Source organism: Leuconostoc citreum (assembly GCF_004354555.1).
Classification (GTDB): domain Bacteria; phylum Bacillota; class Bacilli; order Lactobacillales; family Lactobacillaceae; genus Leuconostoc; species Leuconostoc citreum.
In genome coordinates, this window is sequence record NZ_PUFH01000005.1 from 453,576 (window position 1) to 475,572 (window position 21,997).

At 39.5% G+C, this 21,997-nt stretch carries 17 protein-coding genes; 3 read left to right on the forward strand and 14 right to left on the reverse strand.

The genetic code is table 11. The features are described from left to right. Positions 1-16 precede the first annotated feature (16 nt). The 5 genes from xerD to C5L21_RS06675 all read right to left on the reverse strand — a co-directional run bounded on the left by xerD (position 17) and on the right by C5L21_RS06675 (position 4,015). Entirely contained in the window at positions 17-913 is an 897-nt protein-coding gene (gene xerD, locus C5L21_RS06655) for a site-specific tyrosine recombinase XerD (protein ID WP_004899891.1), read from the reverse strand. Then, positions 897-1,778, reverse strand: a complete 882-nt coding sequence (locus tag C5L21_RS06660; protein WP_004899892.1) for a CvfB family protein — start codon at positions 1,776-1,778, stop codon at positions 897-899. The genes xerD and C5L21_RS06660 overlap by 17 nt, the downstream gene beginning before the upstream one ends. Before the next feature lie 120 nt (positions 1,779-1,898). Next, on the reverse strand, positions 1,899-2,342 hold the full coding sequence (locus C5L21_RS06665) for a GatB/YqeY domain-containing protein (protein ID WP_004899894.1): 444 nt from the start codon (positions 2,340-2,342) through the stop codon (positions 1,899-1,901). Between the two features lie 85 nt (positions 2,343-2,427). Then, positions 2,428-2,613, reverse strand: a complete 186-nt coding sequence (gene rpsU, locus C5L21_RS06670; RefSeq protein ID WP_004899901.1) for a 30S ribosomal protein S21 — start codon at positions 2,611-2,613, stop codon at positions 2,428-2,430. A gap of 133 nt (positions 2,614-2,746) precedes the next feature. Next, the gene (locus C5L21_RS06675; protein WP_004899904.1) at positions 2,747-4,015 is read right to left on the reverse strand and encodes an MFS transporter; all 1,269 of its coding nucleotides are present in this window, start codon (positions 4,013-4,015) and stop codon (positions 2,747-2,749) included. A 145-nt stretch (positions 4,016-4,160) separates the two neighbouring features. On the opposite strand from C5L21_RS06675, the gene C5L21_RS06680 reads away from it, so the two are divergent. Together C5L21_RS06680 and C5L21_RS06685 are read left to right on the forward strand one after the other, a co-directional pair. Continuing rightward, positions 4,161-5,708: a PucR family transcriptional regulator gene (locus C5L21_RS06680; protein WP_004907208.1), complete on the forward strand. Its 1,548-nt coding sequence runs from the start codon at positions 4,161-4,163 to the stop codon at positions 5,706-5,708. A 120-nt stretch (positions 5,709-5,828) separates the two neighbouring features. Next, positions 5,829-7,223, forward strand: a complete 1,395-nt coding sequence (locus tag C5L21_RS06685; protein ID WP_004904071.1) for an amino acid permease — start codon at positions 5,829-5,831, stop codon at positions 7,221-7,223. A gap of 36 nt (positions 7,224-7,259) precedes the next feature. Here the strand turns inward: C5L21_RS06685 and C5L21_RS06690 are convergent, their stop codons facing one another. The 6 genes from C5L21_RS06690 to C5L21_RS06715 form a co-directional block, all read right to left on the reverse strand. Next, positions 7,260-8,126 carry a YitT family protein gene (locus C5L21_RS06690; protein ID WP_004904072.1) on the reverse strand — a complete coding sequence of 289 codons (867 nt, stop codon included), beginning with the start codon at positions 8,124-8,126 and terminating at the stop codon, positions 7,260-7,262. 87 nt (positions 8,127-8,213) lie between these two features. After that, positions 8,214-9,983: an aspartate--tRNA ligase gene (gene aspS / locus C5L21_RS06695; RefSeq protein WP_085698940.1), complete on the reverse strand. Its 1,770-nt coding sequence runs from the start codon at positions 9,981-9,983 to the stop codon at positions 8,214-8,216. After that, complete coding sequence (gene hisS / locus C5L21_RS06700; protein ID WP_004904074.1) at positions 9,980-11,284, reverse strand: histidine--tRNA ligase; 1,305 nt, start codon at positions 11,282-11,284, stop codon at positions 9,980-9,982. Before hisS ends, aspS begins: the two co-directional genes overlap by 4 nt. A 355-nt stretch (positions 11,285-11,639) precedes the next feature. Then, positions 11,640-13,316: a glycoside hydrolase family 13 protein gene (locus tag C5L21_RS06705; protein WP_004907215.1), complete on the reverse strand. Its 1,677-nt coding sequence runs from the start codon at positions 13,314-13,316 to the stop codon at positions 11,640-11,642. A gap of 1 nt (position 13,317) precedes the next feature. Next, positions 13,318-14,685: an MFS transporter gene (locus tag C5L21_RS06710; protein WP_004907216.1), complete on the reverse strand. Its 1,368-nt coding sequence runs from the start codon at positions 14,683-14,685 to the stop codon at positions 13,318-13,320. Positions 14,686-14,752: 67 nt separating this feature from the next. Then, entirely contained in the window at positions 14,753-16,423 is a 1,671-nt protein-coding gene (locus C5L21_RS06715; protein WP_085698938.1) for a glycoside hydrolase family 13 protein, read from the reverse strand. Positions 16,424-16,539: 116 nt separating this feature from the next. On the opposite strand from C5L21_RS06715, the gene C5L21_RS06720 reads away from it, so the two are divergent. Next, entirely contained in the window at positions 16,540-17,538 is a 999-nt protein-coding gene (locus C5L21_RS06720; RefSeq protein WP_004907221.1) for a LacI family DNA-binding transcriptional regulator, read from the forward strand. A 43-nt stretch (positions 17,539-17,581) separates the two neighbouring features. On the opposite strand, the gene pgmB is transcribed toward C5L21_RS06720, so the two are convergent. The 3 genes from pgmB to C5L21_RS06735 form a co-directional block, all read right to left on the reverse strand. Then, positions 17,582-18,256: a beta-phosphoglucomutase gene (gene pgmB, locus C5L21_RS06725; protein ID WP_004907223.1), complete on the reverse strand. Its 675-nt coding sequence runs from the start codon at positions 18,254-18,256 to the stop codon at positions 17,582-17,584. A 96-nt stretch (positions 18,257-18,352) separates the two neighbouring features. Beyond that, positions 18,353-20,614, reverse strand: coding sequence for a glycoside hydrolase family 65 protein (locus C5L21_RS06730; RefSeq protein ID WP_004907225.1), 2,262 nt, complete (start codon positions 20,612-20,614; stop codon positions 18,353-18,355). A 39-nt stretch (positions 20,615-20,653) separates the two neighbouring features. Next, a complete protein-coding gene (locus C5L21_RS06735) occupies positions 20,654-21,997 on the reverse strand; it encodes an SLC45 family MFS transporter (RefSeq protein WP_085698937.1) in 1,344 nt (447 codons plus the stop codon).

A 21,997-nucleotide genomic window follows, 5' to 3' on the forward strand; every position in this document is an offset into this window, starting at 1 on the left:
TACTAGATGACCCTGTTTATGCGCGTGGGTGGTACTCATCGTATACTTCACTTAATCGCTTTTTTGAAATGTGAGTATATATTTGAGTTGTCGAAATGTCGGCATGGCCTAATAACTCTTGCACAATACGTAAATCAGCACCATTTTCAAGAATATGCGTTGCAAAAGAATGACGCAATGTATGCGGTGAAACATCTTTTGTAATGCCAGCTTCCAGTACCAATTTTTTAATAATCTTCCAAACACCTTGCCTTGTTAACTGACCACCACGATCATTAACAAATACGTAAGGTGATTCTTGCGCTTTTAACAGCGTTAAACGAGCACCAGCAAAGTATCGTTCTAACCAATCAACTGCCACTTCACCGATTGGTATAATCCGTTCTTTATCGCCCTTACCAAGCGTCTGAATGAGACCTAATTGTATATGTAAATCACTCATTTTCAGATTAACTAGCTCACTCACACGCAAACCTGTAGCGTACATCACCTCTAATAAGGTCCGATTTCGCATTCCCAAAGGTGTACTAGGTACTGGCACGCCTAAAAGTGTATCAATTTCTTCAAAACTTAAAACTGCGGGTAAATGTGCGGCTTTCTTAGGCGGCTTTACATGACTCATTGGATTATGCGTAATCATATTTTCCTGAGTGAGATAGCCAAAAAAACGACGTAAAGAGGTGACCATTCGGATGACTGAACTGTTGGATTTACCGTTTGTTCGTAAGCGATTTAACCACGACAAAACAACGATATGATCAACTTCTCCCAATAGTAAATGCTCTTGGGATAAATACATACCGAATTGATTCAAATCCTGACGATAACTTGTAATGGTATTTTCGGATAGCCCACGTTCGATTCGAATGTAGTGTATATAATCCGAAATTGCATCTTCAATTTGTTGTGTCATCACTTTCAACTAACTGAATACCTTGATCCACTTGCGTAATTAAACGTGCTTTATATAAATGACCCAGTGCCCGTTTAAATTGACTTTTACTAAAGCCAAACTGCTTTTTAATCGCTTCAGGGGCACTTTTATCATTAAAAGGTAGAAAATGATCAGCACGACGTTGTAACTGTAGCAGTAAGAATTGCGCATCTTCATCCATTGTCTTATACGCTAATGGCTTAACAGATAGATTCAAGCTGCCATCTTCTCGAACGCCAATTACTCGCGCGTCAACAACTTGACCTAAGCGGGGTTCATCGTATCGTTGCGAAGGATGAATAAAGCCAAGATAGTACTCTTCTGTCACAATGAGTGTTCCCGCAATTTTGTTACGATAAACGGTTGCTTTCACCTTTTTAGATTTCATTTCTTCTGGTGCGCGTCGTGAAACGGCATCAAAAATCGATTGCTGTGCAATCTCGCCCCACAAACGTCCCTTACTATCAGATTTCATTGCCACCATCAGGCGGTCACCTTTTTGTGGCCACAATGTGGTTATCGTTGGTAAATCATCTAATGAAACAACCAAATCTTTATTAGGTAAACCGATAGCTACAAACACACCTAAGTCATGGCGCGTAGCGACGACTGTGCCCCAGCCATAACTGTCTTTTTGCACTGTGGGTATTTTTTTTGTAATCTGCAACTTATGATTTTCGTTTTCGTAAGCAAAACCCGTCACAAAACCACCTAATTTTAGCGGCTTTTCTAGTTCGAGTTTATCTACTTCGTATGTGTAACCGTCTACTTGGGCAAAAAAATAGGCGTCATTTTCATCTGTTACTTGGGCTTTGATTATTTCGCCAACTGTTGGGTTCGTCATTATTTTTTCCTCTGACGCGCAACTTCACGCGTTTTTCTTTAATACTTTAGTTTAACATGTCTTGTTGACATTATGCTAAAAAATCGGCTGAGCCGATTTTACCTACATACTTATAAACGCTTATGCCAATGCCGCTTTGACCAAGTTAGCAACTAACTTGCCATCTGCCTTCCCCTTAACTTGGGGTGTAACAATCCCCATAACTTTTCCCATATCTTTGGGTGTTGTAGCACCTGTCTGCGTAATCGCTTCTTGAATAATGGCTTTCACTTCATCATCAGATAGCTGCTTTGGCAAGTACTTAGATAATACATCAAGTTCGCTACGAATACCTGCCGCTAAATCTTCACGATTACCTTTTTCAAATTCAGAAAGGGAGTCATGACGTTGCTTAACCTCACGTGACAAAACAGTTAATTCTTCATCCGTTGTCAAAGTGTGCCCTAAATTAATTTCCTCATTCATCACCGTTGATTTAACCATTCGAATGACAGATAAAGCCTCCTTGTCCTTATTCTTCATTGCTTGCTTCATATCAGCGTTTAGTGTTTCTAATAAGCTCATTATATTTCTTCTTTCTAGTTTGTATGCCTTTATTTTAACATAGAATACAAAAGAAAAACGCCACCTAAGTGACGTTTAGAACCAATTAACGGCCCTTCTTCTTGTTACGCTTTTGTGCTGCTTCAGACTTCAATTTACGAGCAACTGAAGGCTTAACATAGAATTCGCGCTTACGGTATTCTTGGAGAGTACCGTCCTTTGAAACACCGCGCTTAAAGCGACGCAATGCATCATCCAAAGATTCGTTCTTACGTACGATGACCTTTGCCATGTGATAACCCTCCTTTCTCGCATTTTATTTCGTTTTAACGACATGCTGTAAATACTTATTAATTTTATCAATAATATCTTCTGGTGTCAATGACATTTTCAATCGATTGCGTTAGCTTTGGTGCCCTCTCAATCTATCGTGCATCTAAGGTGGATGTATGCTTTGTGTCAGACATTCGCCAATAAACAATTAAACTAATCGCAATAACCACTGTTACGTAAACAAAAAACAAAGATTCATGCTGAATTTTCTTTAAATATAAAGCAAGATATTCAACAGTTCCGCCAAATATGGCAACTGTTAATCCATAAGGTAAGCCAACACCCAATGCCCTAATTTCTGTTGGAAACATCTCTGCTTTGACAATGGCATTAATTGATGTGTAACCACTAACAATCACAAGCCCAGCTAACATCAAGCCAAAAGCAACCCAGCCATTTTTTGTGTGTGATAATGCAGTAAAAATAGGAATCGTGAAGAGCGTGCCGAGGCCACCAAACCAGAATAATAAAGGTTTACGACCAATTTTATCTGATAACGCTCCGGCAATAGGCTGTATCATCATAAAGATAAATAATGCTGCAAAGTTAATCCAAGTGACCTCTTGTTTAGGCAATCCCACAGTGTTAATCATAAATTTTTGAAGATAAGTCGTATACGTATAAAACGCAATGGTTCCCCCCAATGTTAGACCAACAACTGTCAGCACAGCTTTAGGGTAGCGTAGCAATGCCCGCAACTGCCCTTTATCATGGTTTTCTTGTGCGGTAAATTGATCTGATTCTTCCATACTAAGACGAAGAAATAACACAATAATAGCACCCAACGCACCAATTACAAAAGGTATACGCCAGCCCCACTGTAGCAAAGTGCTTTCAGATAAGGTCATTTGCAACACAATCTGAACCCCTAAGGCAATTAACTGCCCACTAATTAGAGTGACATATTGAAACGACGCATAAAAACCGCGATGTCCTGGGCTAGCCATTTCTGACAAATAAGTCGCTGAGGTGCCATACTCACCACCCAAGGATAAACCTTGGAATAATCGCGCTAACACCAAAATAATTGGTGCGAGAATACCGATTTTGGCATAGCTAGGCGTAATAGCAATCACAAATGACCCAGCAGCCATAATCAAAACTGATAAGGTTAAAGCCGCTCGACGGCCATGTTGATCAGCATATTTACCTAGAATTAAACTGCCTAAAGGTCGCATCAAAAAACCAATGGCAAAGACTGCTGCCGTGCTCAATAGCTCTGCCGTTTTATCATGTGCTGGGAAAAACGATGGTGCAAAATAAACGGCAAATGAGGCATAAACATACCAATCAAACCATTCAATGAGATTACCCAAAGAACCCTTTAATACATTACTTATAATCTTCTTTTCAGTTCGCATAAGGTACACTCCTTTTAATCATTATAGCGCAACTTATTCGCTTATGAAAAGCAGAGTGTCATGCAAAGTGCAGCATAAACTGATTAAATTTGTGCACATTGGATAATAAGAGTAGAATAAGAAAAAACTAATGTGAGGTGAGAATATGAAATTAAATGAGATGCTCAATCACAAGGTCTTAGCCAATATCAGAGTTGTTGCTGGCTTTGACGGACTAACACGAGATGTTTCTCAGGTCGGCATGATTGATGCCCCAGACATTACGGACTTCTTATTTGACGGTCAATTATTGGTAACTTCTGGTTACCATTTTCAACAGCAACCATCGCTTTTACGAGACCTCATAATTGGTATGGCCAAAAATAACGCGAGTGGTATTGCGATTAAAAAAGGCCGTTATATGACAACGATACCAGCCAATATTCTGAAGTTAGCTGATGAACTCAATATACCAATATTGTGGACACCTGCAAGTGATTTTTTGTCGCTTACTGTAAAACGTCTTACCGCCGTTATATTGGCAACACAAAACACCGAGCTCAAACAAATTATCTCAATTAATCAACAATTATCTGATCTAAACGCACAAAACATTACGTACCAACATTTACTAGACCAAAGTGCACATATTTTAGATACATCATTGGCCCTACTTAATGCTCACTTTACCGCACTGTACGCCAGCAGTGAATGGGTTGCGCAACGTGAATTTTTAACACACTTTTTACGCCATGACTCTAAAATTGATTATCTTAACTTAACTACACCTACACGTGTCACTTTTAACCACCGCGCGATTGATATCTTACCCATTTTTTCAGCATTGAATGAAAATAAAGCTTTTGCTGCCTTTGTAGTGAACGAGGATGAACCTTCTAGCTTTCAAATTCTTAAACGACAACAAGTCATGAACACACTTGGCTTAGCTAATTCACGGACAGACTTATTAAACGAAACTGCATTTCGTAATCGTTCTGGGTTCTTTTTAAATGTGATGCAGGGTGGTCTTAACACTGAAGCCATTGACAATTATTTGTATGAAGCAAAAATTGATAGTAAACAGCATTTTCGTGTCGCAATTGTCGACTTTGCGGAAAAAGAAAAAATTATTGAATCTCATCAACTCGATATTCGTCAACAATTAACACGTTGGTTTATACAAGAATTTCATTGGCACGTTTTAACTTTCTCACATCGTCAACAACTTGTTTTACTCATGCATGAAACCATTGCACCACAAGAATTTTTGACAGCTTTACGTCATTTTTTGTCTGCGCAGCAAACTTTGCATCACCCGCTACGAATAGGCTTTTCTAGAATATCTGAATCAATTCATAATTTAGCCGAGTTATACAGTCAAGCCAATCATGCATTAAAACTAACTTCTATACAACAGCCAATCATGCGCTTCCGTCCAAAAAGTGCCGAAGAATTGTTACATCTCCTCCCAGAGCAAGAATCGCAAACATTTATCGAGCAAACACTAGGCCCTATTCTTAGTAATTCTGAATTGCTTGATACCTTGAAGACATATATTTTTTTACACCAAAATGTCACTGCGGTTGCCAAAACCTTATTTGTACACCGCAATACAATAACTTATCGACTTAAACGTGTTAGTGATATACTCGGGGTCGATTTAGAAATGCCCGATGTGCTGCTAGATATTAGATTGGCTTTGATGCTATTGTGATTGTGCAGATTTAACAAAAACGAATTAATAAATTGTTAACTTTAGACACTTCAAGAGACTATGTCATGTTAATATTGTTAAACAACACGATATCATATGCTTTATGACGGAGGGCTTTTTATGATTGAATATTCAGATTTAGCAATCAACGCAGACGGCACAAAACGTGGATTAAAAAAGAAACATGTGCAAATGATTGCCATAGGTGGCACAATTGGCACTGGCTTATTTCTTGGTGCAGGTAACTCAATCGCCAAGACAGGACCTTCAATTTTAATTGTTTATGCTATTTTAGGTCTATTTTTCTTTCTGATGATGCGTGGTATTGGCGAAATGTTGTATGCTGATCCTTCTCAACACACTTTCGTTGCCTTCATCAGTAAATACGTCAGTCCAGGTGCTGGCTACTTTGCGGGCTGGTCTTATTGGATTGGTCTGACATTCGTTGCCATGGCCGAGCTTACAGCTGTTTCAACTTATGTTAAATTCTGGTTTCCGACATGGCAAACATGGTTAATCCAAATTTTCTTTTTAGCTATTCTGACACTGGTGAATTTGGTTGCTGTTAAAGTTTTTGGAGAAACCGAATATTGGTTTGCCATGATTAAAATTATTGCTATTATCGCTATGATTGTTACTGGTCTCTTCCTAATTTTTACTGGATTTAAAGCCCCTGCGTCGGGTGGTAATACGGTTGCATCATTTGGCAATATTACGCATCATTTTTCATTATTTCCAAATGGCCCTGCTATGTTTTTCGCTGCTTTCCCAATGGTATTCTTTGCCTTTCAAGGAATGGAGTTCGTTGGTATTACAACCGCAGAAACAGAAAACCCTCGCGGCGTGTTACCGCGTGCAATCAATACAATTATTTTACGTATTTTAATCTTCTATCTTGGTGCTATGACGATTATTATGTCCATTATTGACTGGCATGTTATTGCCAAAACGCCTGAACAAAGTCCCTTTGTTATGGTCTTTCAATTGGCTGGTTTCAAGGCCGCCGCCGCTGTAATTAACTTTGTCGTATTGACCTCAGCTGCTTCTGCTTTAAATTCTGCTATCTATTCTGCGGGACGACACTTCTATCAATTAGCACAAGAATCGCATATTCCTGTGATGTCAAGATTTGAAAAAATTTCTAAACACGGTGTGCCTGCAAATGCAATTTTGCTGACTGCCACTTTAGTTTTATTGTCTCCAGTCATCAACGCCATTCCCCAAATCACATCATCATTTAGCTTCATTACCGCCGTCTCTTCAAACATGTATATTATTGTCTACGCAATGACGATGTATGCACACCGAAAATTCCGCGCATCATCTGACTACCTACCTAATGGCTTTACCATGCCCGCTTATTCATTAACGAGCCCGCTCACTTTATTATTCTTCGCTGCTATTTATGTGAGCCTCTTTTTCCAATCCGACTCAAGAATGCCAGCCATCGGCGCAATTATTTTCACCTTGATTTTTGGTACATTAGCGCATAGAAAATTTGCTGGAAAATCGTAAGTAATAAAAAAGCAGAATCATCAGATTCTGCTTTTTTTATAGCTCCGGCTCATAAAATCGACCAACTGTGTGTTCAATTTTCCATGTCGAAGAAAATGCTTTTTCATCAACAGATTTAATCGCCTCACGTAGTTCATAACGTTCTTGCTGGGTAATAACAGTAAGCAAAACATAACGCCCTTCACCCGTATAACCACCGCGCGCGTCGTTAATGATTGTGACACCACGCCGCATTTTATCATAGATACCTTGGACCATTTGATCAGGTTTTGTTGTGATAATCATAACCTGCATTTGCTGTTGTCTAGTATAAAAAGCATCAATCATACGTGAACTGATAATCACACCAACAATGGAATACAAAGCGTACTTCCAACCATAAGTCAAACCAGCACCTATCATGATTAGCGCGTTCACACCAAGATTAACAGGTCCCATCTTGAAGCCAAACTTTTTCTTAACCAAAATGCCAATCACATCTAATCCGCCAGTTCCCACACCATAACGTAATGCGGTACCAACGGCCATACCGTTTAAGGCGCCACCAAACATCGCGTTAATTAACGGGTCAGGCGTTAGTATACGCGTTGTATCAAATACTGGCATCAACGCCGCACTAAGCAACACGGCTAACGTTGTAAATGTCGCAAATCGCCAAGAAAGCTTCACCCATGCAATTACCAACATCGGTAGATTGACAAGTGCCAGTGCTAACGCAACAGGTACTCTGCCCCCTGATAAGGTCGACACTAACTGGGCAAATCCTGTAAATCCAGATGAATAAATATGACCCGGTCGCCAAAAATAATTCATAGCGAAGGCGACAATCACGCCATAAAAGATTGCGCCGCCAAGTCGACCCGCATATTGGTTTTTCATAAAGTTGTGAAAAAATTTTTGCATTATTTTCGTACGTTCACGTACATCCCTCTTGTCTATATACTCACTATATCACAGGCAGAACTAAAGTCCTACCACAATTATTAGAAACTATTCAACGTCTGATACAAACAATCCCAAATCATTTAATTGTTTGTGGTCAACACGGGTTGGTGCTTGCGTCATTGGTTCTGTGGCACGAGAATTCTTTGGGAAGGCAATCACTTCACGAATATTTTCTTGGCCTGCCAATAACATGGCTAATCGGTCCAAACCAAGTGCAATACCGCCCATTGGTGGGAACCCAAACGTCATACCTTCAAGCAAGAACCCAAATGCTTCATGAGCAGCTTCCGGTGTAAATCCAAGTGCTTTGAGCATTTTTTCTTGTATATCCATGCGATGAATACGGATTGAACCAGAACCAAGTTCGTAACCATTTAATACTAAATCATAACTTTGTGCATGAGCTTGATGTGGATCCTCACCATCGTCAAGATAATGCAAATCTTCTTCATTTGGCATTGTAAATGGATGATGCGCAGCAATCCAACGATCAAAATCTTCAGAATATTCAAATAATGGCCAATCTACAATCCAAGCAAATGCCCATGGATTTGTCATATCAATCAAATTCAAATCTTTAGCGGTTTGACGACGTAAGTAATCTAAGGTTGCCGCAACAATATCGTTTCGACCAGCACCAAATAGCAGTAAGTCGCCTGGCTTTGCACCGGTAACCTGTAATAATGCTGCATGATTAGGGAAAAACTTTGCAATAGGTCCTGAAATACCTTCATCGGTTACTTTAAGCCAGGCCAGGCCTTTAGCGCCGAAGCGTTCAATGTATTGCGCCATTTTGTCGATGTCTTTGCGAGAATAGTTTTCTGCGCCACCCGGTACAGCAATCGCTTTCACAACACCACCGGCTTCGACAGCTTTAGCAAACACACCAAATTCAGATGATTTGACAGTTTCTGAAACGTCTTTTAATTCATAAGCAATACGCAAATCTGGTTTATCTGTTCCAAAACGATCCATTGATTCTTGCCAAGTTAATGTTGGAATCTTTGTTGTATCTAAATCAAAATTAACGACATCAGACATCATAGCCTTAACCCATGCATTGACTAATTCACGAATTTCTTCTGCTGACATAAATGATGTCTCGACATCCATTTGCGTAAATTCTGGTTGACGATCGCCACGTAAATCTTCATCACGGAAAGCACGGGCAATTTGGAAGTAACGATCGAAGCCAGAACCCATCAACAATTGCTTGAACAGCTGCGGTGATTGTGGCAAAGCGTAAAATGAACCAGGGAAAATACGTGATGGCACTAAATAATCACGTGCCCCTTCCGGGGTTGATTTGGCTAAAATAGGCGTTTCAATATTAATGAAGTCATTTTGATCCATGAAGTTCATGGCACTAGACATGATTTTTGAACGAATACGCAAATTCTTTTGCATTTCCGGACGACGCAAATCTAAATAACGATACTGTAACTTCAGCTCTTCATTAGCATTGACATTATCTTCAATATAAAATGGTGGTGTTTTTGACGTTGCTAAAATTTCTGCCTCAATGACATCAATTTCAATTTGACCTGAATGAATTTTGTTATTAATTTGACTTACTTCACGCCGCACCACTTGACCTGTAACCGATATAACATACTCATTACGCATATTCTCAGCGACTGCAAGCGCCTCAGCATGTGTCGCATTAAACGTCAATTGTACAATACCTTCACGATCACGTAAGTCAACGAAAATCAAATCGCCAAAATCACGACGTTTCTGAACCCAACCCGACAGGGTAACCGTTTGGTTAAGATATTTTTCGTCAACTAATCCAGCATATGTTGTTCTTTTCATTGTGCTTCATCTCCTTGTGAATCAATAATTGTTGGTAAATCGGTATATAAATCGGCTAATTTCACAGTCTGCTGCATGCCTGTTGCCATATTTTTAATATTAGCAACGTGATTTGCTAACTCAGTCTCTCCTACAGTCACCACATAACGACTATGGTGGCGATCGGCCGATTTGAATTGTGACTTGGCAGATCGTCCGAGATAATCACGTTCAGCAACATAGCCAAATGAACGAATGGCTTGTACAATCTGCGTTGCAACGACATTTGTTGATGTCCCAATATTGACAACATAAAAATCTAAACCATCATCTTTTACAGGTGCAACGCCCTGTGCTGCAAGCAAACTAATTAAGCGCTCAACGCCAATACCAAAGCCAACACCAGGTGTTTCTGGCCCACCAAATTCAGCTACCAAACCTGAATAACGACCACCGCCAGCAATTGTGGCTGCGCCTTTCAAGCTATCATCAACTGTCATAATCTCAAAAATCGTATCATTATAGTAATCTAGCCCGCGCACCATAGTCGAGTCAACTTCAAAAGTAATATCAAGTGCTGTCAGTAGTTCTTGAACCGTTTGCCAATGTTGACTCGAATCATCAGAAAGAAAATCTAGAATAGAAGGCGCATCTTCAACAAATACTTGATCACGCGGGTCTTTTGAGTCCAAAACACGTAATGGATTCTTTTCTAATCGTGCTTGTGAGTCTGGCGATAATTCATCAAAGTGTGGTTTCAAGTAAGCAATAAGTGCTTTTCGGTAAGCTTCTCGAGAAGCTTGGTCACCTAGTGTGTTAATTGCTACCTTTAAATTTTTTAAGCCTAATGTTTGAAAGAAGTCGACCGCCATGGCAATAATTTCAACATCTAGAGCAGGTGCCGTCGCACCAAATGCCTCGACACCAATTTGATGGAATTGACGAAAACGACCGGCTTGTGGTCGTTCATAACGAAACATTGGCCCAATGTAAAAGGCCTTGTAGGGCTTATCAAACTCTGGACCATACAGTTTATTTTCAACATAGGCGCGCACTACCCCTGCCGTGCCTTCAGGGCGTAAAGCAATGTGACGATTGCCTTTATCATGAAAATCATACATTTCTTTAGTTACAACATCGGATGTATCTCCGGCTGACCGGGAAAAGACGTCAAAATTTTCAAATAATGGCGTTCTAATTTCTCTAAAGTTATAATCACCAAATAACAACCGCGCGATGCTTTCAATATGTTGCCATTGTGCCGTTTGTTCGGGTAACAAGTCAGCCGTTCCTTTTGGTTTTTGAAAAGTTGGTTTTGCCATTTTTATTTAACTACTGTCATTGAAACACCTGTTTCAATGACAACAGATTCTCCTTTATTATCATTACAAGCCTAAAAAGCGCCCTTAGTAACATCTGTTACTAAGGGCGCTTTTGCACGGTACCACCTTGTATGTTAATGCTTACGCATTACTTAGACTGCTTATCGCGCAACCACGCACTGTCTTATACAACAGCGACCTCCAAGGTGTCACAAACCAAGTTGTTGTTTTGCTTCCATCGTCCGCAAAATTTCTATCTGTCCAAACTATGATTTTTCCAATTCATCGGCTTCAATATATATTTTAATCATATATGTTCCCTATTAGAAAGTCAAGATTTTATCACAAATTATGCTTAGAATTGGTATACCTTTGCTTCATAAGGTCGTAACGTTTGACCTTCATCGTCATCATAGTTACCAATTAACAACCTAGCATCATCAGGCACACTATAGTTTCTTGTCAATACTTGATCAGTAAAATTGTTAATCACTAATAATTGCTCACCCTGACCAATCCGACGATAAGCATAAACGTCGTTGTCTTCAGGATCTAATAACTGGTATTTGCCTGTTGTCATGATTGGTAAATCATGCCGTAACTGAATTAATTTCTGATAATAGTAAAAGACTGATTTTGGATCTGCGAGCGCATCTGCCACATTAATTGTTTGATAATTATCGTTCAATTTAAGCCAAGGTTGTCCCGTTGTAAAGCCCGCATTATCGCTATTATTCCATTGCATTGGTGTACGAGCATTGTCGCGACCTTTAGCATGAACATAACGTAGCATCGTTTCTTCGTCTAACAAATTGTCTTTGTCAATCAAATATTTAAAGGCATTTTTAATTTCAATATCATCAAAATCTTCCCGTTTTAAGTTATAGGCATTCGTCATCCCAATTTCTTCACCTTGGTAAATGTACGGTGTGCCTTGCATGAAGTGCAATAGTGTCGCAACCATTTTAGCTGAAATGACACGATAAGCTGGTGTGTCATTTCCATAGCGACTAACAGCACGTGGTTGGTCATGGTTATCCCAGTAAAGTGAATTCCATGCTTTACCAGCAAGTTTATTTTGCCATTTAGAGAGATTTTCTTTCAATGCCGTTAGTGACACTTTTTGATCATACCACTTTCCTAAAGCAGGGTTAGGATTGTTATCAAGTCCCATATGTTCAAACTGAAAGACCATATTTAATTCTGATGTATCTTGGTTGGCATATTGAATAGCATTTTGTATGTCAACACCAGACGCTTCACCCACCGTCATCATGTCTGCACGGTTTAACACCTTGTCACGCATCTCTTTCAAATAGTCATGAACATGTGGCCCATTAGCAACAGCCTTATCGGCATTACCATACACCCCACCTGTCGGCACTTGACCATCCGGTAAACCGTCTGGCTTTGAAATCAATGAAATAACATCCATTCTGAAGCCATCAATACCCTTATCAACCCAAAAATTCATCATATCAAATACCGCTTGTCGTACTTCCGGATTAACCCAATTCAAATCGGGTTGTCCTTCCGCAAATAAGTGTAAGTAGTATTGACCAGTTGCGTCATCGTATTGCCAAGCTGGCCCTGAGAAAAATGATCCCCAGTTATTCGGTTCATGCCCCGCAACTGGATCGCGCCAGATGTAAAAGTCACGTTTAGGGTTATCCTTTGACTTGCGACTTTCGATGAACCATTGATGCTGATTAGAAGTATGATTAACAACTAGATCCATCAATATTTTAATATGCTTATCGTGTGCTTTTTGCAGTAGACGGTCAAAATCTGCCATATTGCCAAATTTTGCATTAATATCTTCATAATCTGAAATATCATAACCGTTATCCTCATCAGGTGAAGTATAAACCGGATTCAGCCAGATAACATCTGCACCAAGTTTTGCGATGTAATCCAGATGTTGCTCAACCCCTTTCAAATCACCAATACCATCCCCGTTTGCATCCTGAAAAGAGCGTGGATAAACTTGGTAAACAACGGCTTTTTGCCACCACTTAATATTTTCTGTCATGTTATTTCTCCTTTTTTGTCGTATACACTTGTGTTTTTTCTTCTTTCACAATCCAAATCAAACAACCACCAATAATCAGAAAGATGCCAGCAATCGCTAACATATGAGCCATAGATTTTCCAACTGCTGGGAAAATAACAAAACTAGCCACAGAGGCAACAATTTGCGGAATACAAATAAAGCAGTTAAACAAACCGAGATATACGCCATCATGCTTGCCATCTAAAGCATTGGTTAAGATTGTGAACGGAATTGAAATTAGAGCAATCCAGCCAATACCAATTAATACGAAACCGATAAGTGATGACGCATGTGTATGACCATAAGCCACCACCATGAAGCCAATACCACCAGCAATGAGGCTCAAAAAGTATGCCATCTTTCGCGTACGATTGTTCAACCTTTGGAATGCAATACCAACGATAATGGCAACAATTGAATAAACTGCCTGCAGTATACCAAACCAATTACCAGCGGCCTGATAACCTGCTGATGCTGGATCGCTAACCCCCCAGATATTCTCTGACAAGGCACCCGTTGAGTAAGTCCACATATAAGGAATACCGAACCAAACGAAAAATTCAACCAATCCTAACGTCCAAAAAACTTTTGGTGCATGTCTTAAAATATCCCCGAATGATTCTCGTACTTTATCGTTGGCTTGATAGCCATGACAATAAGCTAATGTTTCTGGATCATACTCTTTAACATTCATAATTGTAAAAATAGTTGATAATAGCAATATCGCTGCAGCAACATAAAATGATATTTTAACTGAATCAGGCACAACACCTCGTGCTGCCGTGTTAGCAACACCCATCGAAGTTAGAATAAAGGGAAACACAAACGCAATGACGCCGCCTAAACTTCCCCAAATATTTTGTAAGCTCCAAGCGCGATCTGTCTGCGCAGCGTTAACCATATCCGGAATAATCATTTTAAAAGGTTGCATTGATACATTAGCTGATAAGTCCATGAACAATACTGTCACTGCCCCAAACCACAAGGCGGTCATTGACCCATAACCAAAACCAAAGGACCCCGTATTTGGTAACAACAATAACACAATCAACGAAACTAAGCATCCCCCAATCAAATAGGGCATTCGTCTTCCTAGCTTTGGAATCCATGTTTTATCGGACAACAAACCAATCACTGGTTGAGTAATCATTCCTGCTAATGGCGGCAATATAAAGAAAAAACCTAGCTTTGTCGGGTCAGAACCCAACGTTTGGAAAATACGTCCCATGTTTCCTGTTTGAACTGAGAAAGCAACTTGCACACCCGCATACCCAAATGTCATCAAAAACAGCTGCATGCTGCTCAACATGGGTAGTTGGCCTCTTTTTTGAACCGTACTACGCAACATATTCTCTTCTCCTTCTTGAAGTGACTTTATTCGCTTGAATCAATTATTCAGGCCACTACTTCAGATTTTAAAATAAATATACCTTGGCTTCGTAAGGGCGCAAAGTATCGCCCAAATCATCATCATAATTACTTATCAACACAGTTGCAGAATCAGGTCGCTCATAGTGACGCTTTTGCATCTTTTCTGTAAAATTACTAATAACTAAGAGCTGTGCATCGTCGCTTATTCGACGGTAAGCATAAACTGAGTCATCCGCTATATCTAACACAACATATTTGCCAGTTGTTATAAGTGGCATTGTTTGCCTTAAGTGAATTAATTTTTGGTAATAATAGAAAAGTGATTGTTTATCTGACAATGCAGCTGACACATTGATTTCTGAATAATTGTTATTTACTGGTAACCAGGGCTTATCGTCGGTAAAACCAGCGTTTAACGTCTTATCCCATTGCATCGGTGTTCGCGCATTGTCACGTGATGAATGGTAAATATAGGACATCATTTTGTCAGGTGTCATGCGCTTTTGTTTTAACACCAAATCATCGTAAGCATTTCGCGTATCAATATCTTTGTATTGCGTAATACTTGGCCATTTGACATTCGTCATACCAATTTCTTCACCTTGGTAAATATAAGGGGTTCCTTGCATAAAATGTAGCGTTGTCGCTAACATTTTGGCTGATATCACACGATATTGGTCAGAGTCATTGCCAAATCGCGAAACAACTCTAGGGCGATCATGATTGTTCCAGTACAGACTATTCCAAGCTTTGCCATATAAATCATTTTGCCATTTTGACAAAATGCGCTTAAGCATCACTAAATTAAATCGCTCATCACTCCACTTCCCAAAACCTTCACGACTATTATCGACTTCGGTATGCTCAAATTGAAAAGTCATCTGTAATTCATTAGCAGTCGTGCCAGCATATTTAATTGCATCTTTTGTTGTGACACCAGGTGTTTCACCAACTGTTATAATGTCATATTTTGATAAAACTTCATGATTCATTTCCTGCAAATACGCATGAATTTTTGGCCCATTAGCTATAAAATTCATCGATGAGCTATGATTTTCTGTTGTAACATTTGGATCATCAACGAAATGCACTGGCTTCGATAGCAAGTTAATGACATCCATCCTAAAACCATCAACCCCTTGATTTAACCACCATGTCATCATGCTATAAATTTCGTGACGTAATGTTGGGTTTTCCCAGTTTAGGTCGGGCTGCTTTTTTGAAAATAGGTGAAGATAGTACTGTTGCGTCGTGTCATCAAATGCCCACGCTGAACCACCAAAATCTGATTGCCAATTGTTCGGTTCGTGACCATCGACCGGATCACGCCATATATAATATTGTCGATAAGGATTATCTTTACTTTGGCGACTAGCCTTAAACCAAGCATGTTCATCAGATGTATGATTAATAACTAGGTCCATCATGATTTTTAAACCTAGACGATGTGCAACTGAAAACATTTCTTGGACGTCTGCCATGGTGCCAAATTCTGGTAAAATACGACAGTAGTCGCTAATATCATAGCCATTATCGTCATTAGGGGATTCATAGATTGGACTTAACCAAATCACCTGAACGCCTAATGACTTCAGATAAGGCAGACGTGCGATAATGCCTGGTATATCACCGATACCGTCATGATTACTATCTTGAAAACTTCTTGGATAAATCTGGTAGACAACTGCTTGTTGCCACCACTGTTCACCTGTCATATTAACTTCCTTTAGCCTTATATCGAACACTAACAATAATTTGCGTAAACGTTTACGCATTAAATTGTAACCGCTTTCATTATTCCTGTCAACCTTTTTAGTTTATAATATAAAATATGAAAGTAACCATAAAAGACATTGCTAATAAAGCCGGTATTTCGCCTGCTTCTGTCTCGCGTATTTTAACTAATCGCGGGCGTTTTAATGCTGATACGGCAGTGCGCGTTCGTGCCATTGCAACAGCTATGGGATATTTAAAAAATCAGTCTGCTGCTGATTTAGCACAAAAGCAGAGCCACGTGGTTGGTGTCTTAGTACCAACCGAACATACGAACTTTGCCGATGAAATTATTAAGGGTATGCAAGCCAAAGCGCACGAGTTAAATTATGAACTATTGGTCACCTTTATTGAAAGTGATGAAGTACGTCAACTACAGACAGTTCAGTCATTGCTATCCCGACAAGTGTTGGCAATTTTTATGTTAGCTATTGATCCTTCAGATGCCTTGCTGGAGATGTTAACGCGTAGCGATGTGCAGTTAATCAGTATTTCTAACCAATTAAATACAAAAATTCCATCAATCTCGTCGGATAACTATGCTATGATGCATCAAGTTGTCGATTTTCTATATCAGAAGGGTCACCGTGACATCGCTCTTATTGGTTCTTCCGAGCCGGATCCTATCGTAGCGCGCTTGCGTCGGCAAGGTTTCATTGAAGCTTTGGCCAAACATAACCTGCCGTATCATCCCGAATTTATTTGGGGTGATAAAAACAACTACGAGACTGGTTTAGCAGCAATCAAACATTTTAAAACACCACTACCATTTACTGCTGCTATCGGTTCTGCAGATATTATCAGTGTCGGCTTACTGAACGGTGCCAAAGATGCTGGGATTGTTGTCCCAACTGATTTTTCTATTATTAGCGTTGATGGAACTGAATTAACCCAGCTGACACGACCACCACTTAATACTGTGCAACAAAATTTTCATTTAATGGGTAGTCTAGCAATTACCGCACTTGTCGAACAAACTTTAGCGCCAAGCGCTGTCCTTTTTACTGAAACCAAATTAATAGCTGGTGGCACGGTTGAAAAAATCATAGCATCATAAAAAGCACAGAATTAACAAATATTACTGTGCTTTTTATTTGATATCATATATTTTTCATATCATGTGCAATATTGGCAAGTGTCACACTTTCCGTCGACGGATAAATTAAATTTGCTGCCGATAAAACTGTTGCGTTACCAATACCAAGTGAGGTTTGTCCAGCAGCGTTAATCGCTGTAATACCAGCAGTGGCATCTTCTAAACCTATGACTTGTGTATTATCTAATGACATGATGTCTGCTGAACGTAAAAATATTTCTGGGTTTGGTTTACCATTTTTTAGGGCCGTTGGATCAACAATCCCATCAAAATAATCAGTTAGCTGTAGTTGTGACAAAATGAGTGGTGCATTTTTCGATGCCGAAGCAATAGCCATTTTATAGCCATTGTCATAGGCAGAATCAATAAATTTCAACATACCAGGCAAAATATCTTTTGGTGTTAGTGTCACAATTAGTTGCTGGTAATGTTGATTTTTTTTGTCAGCGAGCTCTTTTTTGGCGGCCGTTGATAACGCTAGTAAACGAGTACTAGCATCAAGAATTATCTGCAACGATGCCATGCGACTAACCCCTTTTAATGACTCTGCCAAAGATGTTGTCCAAGTTGTTCCGACTTCCTCAGCTATTTTTTGCCAAGCCAATGCATGAAATTTAGCAGTGTCAGCAATGACCCCATCTAAATCAAATGCGAAACCCTTAATATTTTCAAACTTCATATACGCTCTCCTTTAATTGCATATGTCACGTGATAAGTCTTTGTGACGTTAGCAAGTCATGTTTGCATTTCAATTGCTATGGCTACATGGTAGGGCCTATTTAGATGTCAAAAAAACATCCGCCCCTAATAAATTAATTGTTAAATTTTTGCCTGATATTAATGCCACTGTTGTTTCTTTTTGATTAACAGTGACTTCTAGTACGCGACCTCTAAATACTAGACGAAAACTATACTGTTGCCATTTTTCTGGTAAAAATGGTTTCAAATATAATTTATTTTCTCGCACTCTCATACCCGCAAAACCTTGCACAATAGCTAACCAAGAGCCTGTCATTGAGGTAATATGTAGACCATCAGCTGTGTCATTATTATAATTATCTAAATCAAGTCTAGCTGCACGTTCGTACATTTCAACAGCTTTGTCAGCCATTTGTAAGTCAGCTGCAAGAACTGAGTGAACCGAAGGCGACAATGACGATTCATGTACAGTCAAAGGTTCATAAAAATCAAAATTCTGCTGTTTTTCTTCAGTCGTAAAAGCATCAGGAAAATAAAACATCGCGTGCAATGTATCTGACTGTTTGATGTACGGTGATCGTAAAATACGATCCCAAGACCAATGTTGATTAATCGGGCGAATAGTTTGTGGCATGTCGGCAATAGGCGTTAAATCTTTGTCTAGGAAGGTATCATGTTGGACAAAAATGTGCGTCTTCTTACCATGTAAATCAATATCTGCTTCAGGTAAATACATTTTATCGACAATGTCTTGCCAGTGCGCAAGCTCTTTTGATTCAATGTTTAATACTGCCTGTTGTGCTTTATCAATCTCATCATAGTGTGATACTGCATAGCCCAAAACCCATTTTGCCATCCAGTTTGTATAAAAATTATTATTGACATTATTTTCATATTCATTAGGTCCAGTTACACCATGAATCATATAGCAATCTCGACGTGTTACGTAATGTACACGGTCAGCCCAAAATCGCGCAATATTATAAAAGACTTGTGCGCCATAACCGTTAAACCACGAGTGATCTCCAGTGATATTAGTATAATTGTAAATGCCATAAGCAATCGTTGCGTTACGGTGAATTTCTTCAAAAGTAATTTCCCATTCGTTATGTGATTCAATCCCATCAAACGTCACCATTGGATACAAAGCGCCCTTAAGTCCCTGCATCTTTGCGTTATGGAACGCCCCTTCTAATTGATTGAATCGATATTGCAATAGCGCCCGCGTTACAGCAGGATCAGCAACACCTAAATAAACCGGAATAGCAAAGGCTTCCGTATCCCAATAAGTTGCCCCACCATATTTTTCACCAGTAAAACCTTTGGGCCCAATGTTAAGACGTGGGTCATTACCATAATAAGTTGAGAATAGCTGGAACAAGTTAAAACGAATGCCTTGTTGAGCCGCATCGTCACCAACAATTTGAATATCAGCTTTAGCCCACCTTTGAGCCCATTCATCTTGGTGTGCTTGATACAATTCTTGATAAGTGGTGGACTGAATAGTTTCAGTTAAGTGCTGGCTTGCTGCAATCGTGGCTGTTAAATCATCATAATCGCGTGAAGTGGTCACAATCACGCGTTTTTCAAAGCTTGCTTGTCCTTTAGCTGGCACCTCAATATTGAAAGTATCTGTGACTGCTTTTTCTGTTTCGTGTGCTGCTTGTTGTGTGCCACCTTGAAAACTTTGACGTGCCACCACCGTAAATTGCGGTACCTTGAAAGGATTGGGCATTGTTTGTGTTGCCATAAATGCTGTCTGCTGTTCATGACCAGCAGCTAAAACTTGCCAAAACTGCTCATCATAATTGGCATCTTCGTTAGTAACATCCGCATCAATTGTTGCATCAAACCTCACACGATGCGCTACACCGTCTAGCGACATAAATTCATAATGACTGACCATGAGTTCCTTCATCGCAGCTGAAACCAATCGTGTAATTTTCACTTGGACGCCAAATACGGTAAATGTGCGATTCAAGACCCCTGTTTTCATATCGAGAGAAAGCTCAAAATCAGAAAAAGGATTACGCGCTAAATCAATTTTCTGGTCGTCAATATAAATATCAGCCTTAACAAAATTCAAAGCGTTGATGGCTTTACCAAAATATTCTGGATAACCATTTTTCCACCAGCCAACGCGTGTCTTATCCGGAAACCAAACACCACCAATATAAATGCCTTGATGCGTGTCGCCCGAGTAGGTTTCTTCAAACATACCGCGCATACCCATATATTCATTTCCTAAACTCGTCATTGATTCTTGTAACCGTTTATTTTCCGAGTTAAGCTCATGCGTTGTAATTAACCAAGGATCAATATCAAATATACGTTTCATTATTTCTACCCCTTTTATTTCTTACTAATAAATATCAAACTAATTAATGTTATGCTGGGCTTCTTTAATAAAGCCAACACTTAGTGCGCCAAGTAGCATTAAACAACCTGACACCAAAATCATGGTTGGAAAATGTGACCCTAATGCTGGGAAAATTGCGAAACTGGCAACTGAGGCAACGATTTGTGGTAAACAAATCGATCCATTAAACAGACCCAAATAAGTGCCCATATGGTCTCCAGGTAATGCATTAGTGACCATAATGAATGGATACGCCATCATACCCGCCCATGATACACCAATTAATACAAACGAACCAATGAGGGCGTACTGCGAGTGAATAAAGAAAACCGAAACAAAGCCGATAGCACCTAAAAATAATGATAGTGCGTAGCCCAATTTATTTTTACCTGCAGGTATCTTAGACAACACTAATGACCACAATACCGCTGAGATAGCATAGACAGCCGATAAAATACCGAACCAGTTACCCCCATTTTGATAGCCGGAACTTGTTGGATTAATAGCGTTAAACACATTGTCAGCGACAGCTCCTGTGCCATAAGTCCATAAATATTGAAAAGCCATCCAACTAAAAAATTGTGTCACAGTGACCAGCCAGAATGTTTTGGGTGCACGTTTTAACAAAGTCAAGAAGTCAGATTGCCCGTCTTCTGGTTCATTTAATGCATAACCATGATACAATTCATAAGTTTTGTCATCGTACTCTTTCACATTAAACACTGCAATTAACGAAAAGATAACTAAGACAACCGCCCCAGCATAAAATGAAATCACCACAGACGGTGGTACTTCACCTTTTGCTGCCGTGTTAGCAACACCGATTATCGTGAGTAAAAAAGGGAAAATTGTAGCCAATACAGACCCCGTATTAGATAAAAAGCTTTGTATTGCATAAGCATATGATTTTTGTTCTTCATTGACCATATCTCCAACAACCATTTTAAATGGTTGCATGGCAACATTCGAACTCAAGTCCATAAACAAAATTGTAATGGCACCAAACCAGAGACCTGCAGTAGTTGAAAAACCAAAACTACCTGAGTTGGGCAATAAAAACATGACAATGACTGACACCAATGCACCCACCAATAAATAAGGCATTCGTCGGCCAAAACGTTTGGTCCAAGTTCTATCTGAAAAATAACCCACAATAGGTTGGACAAAAAGACCAGCTAAAGGTGGCAAAATAAAGAAAAATCCAAGTTTTGTTGGATCTGCACCGAGGGTCTGAAAAATACGACCCATCTGCGAACTTTGCAGTGAAAAGGCCATTTGGACGCCAAGAAAACCAAAACTCAACATCCAAATTGTACGCAGTGGCAAATTTGGTAAACCCTTGCCGCGTTGTTGATTACGCAT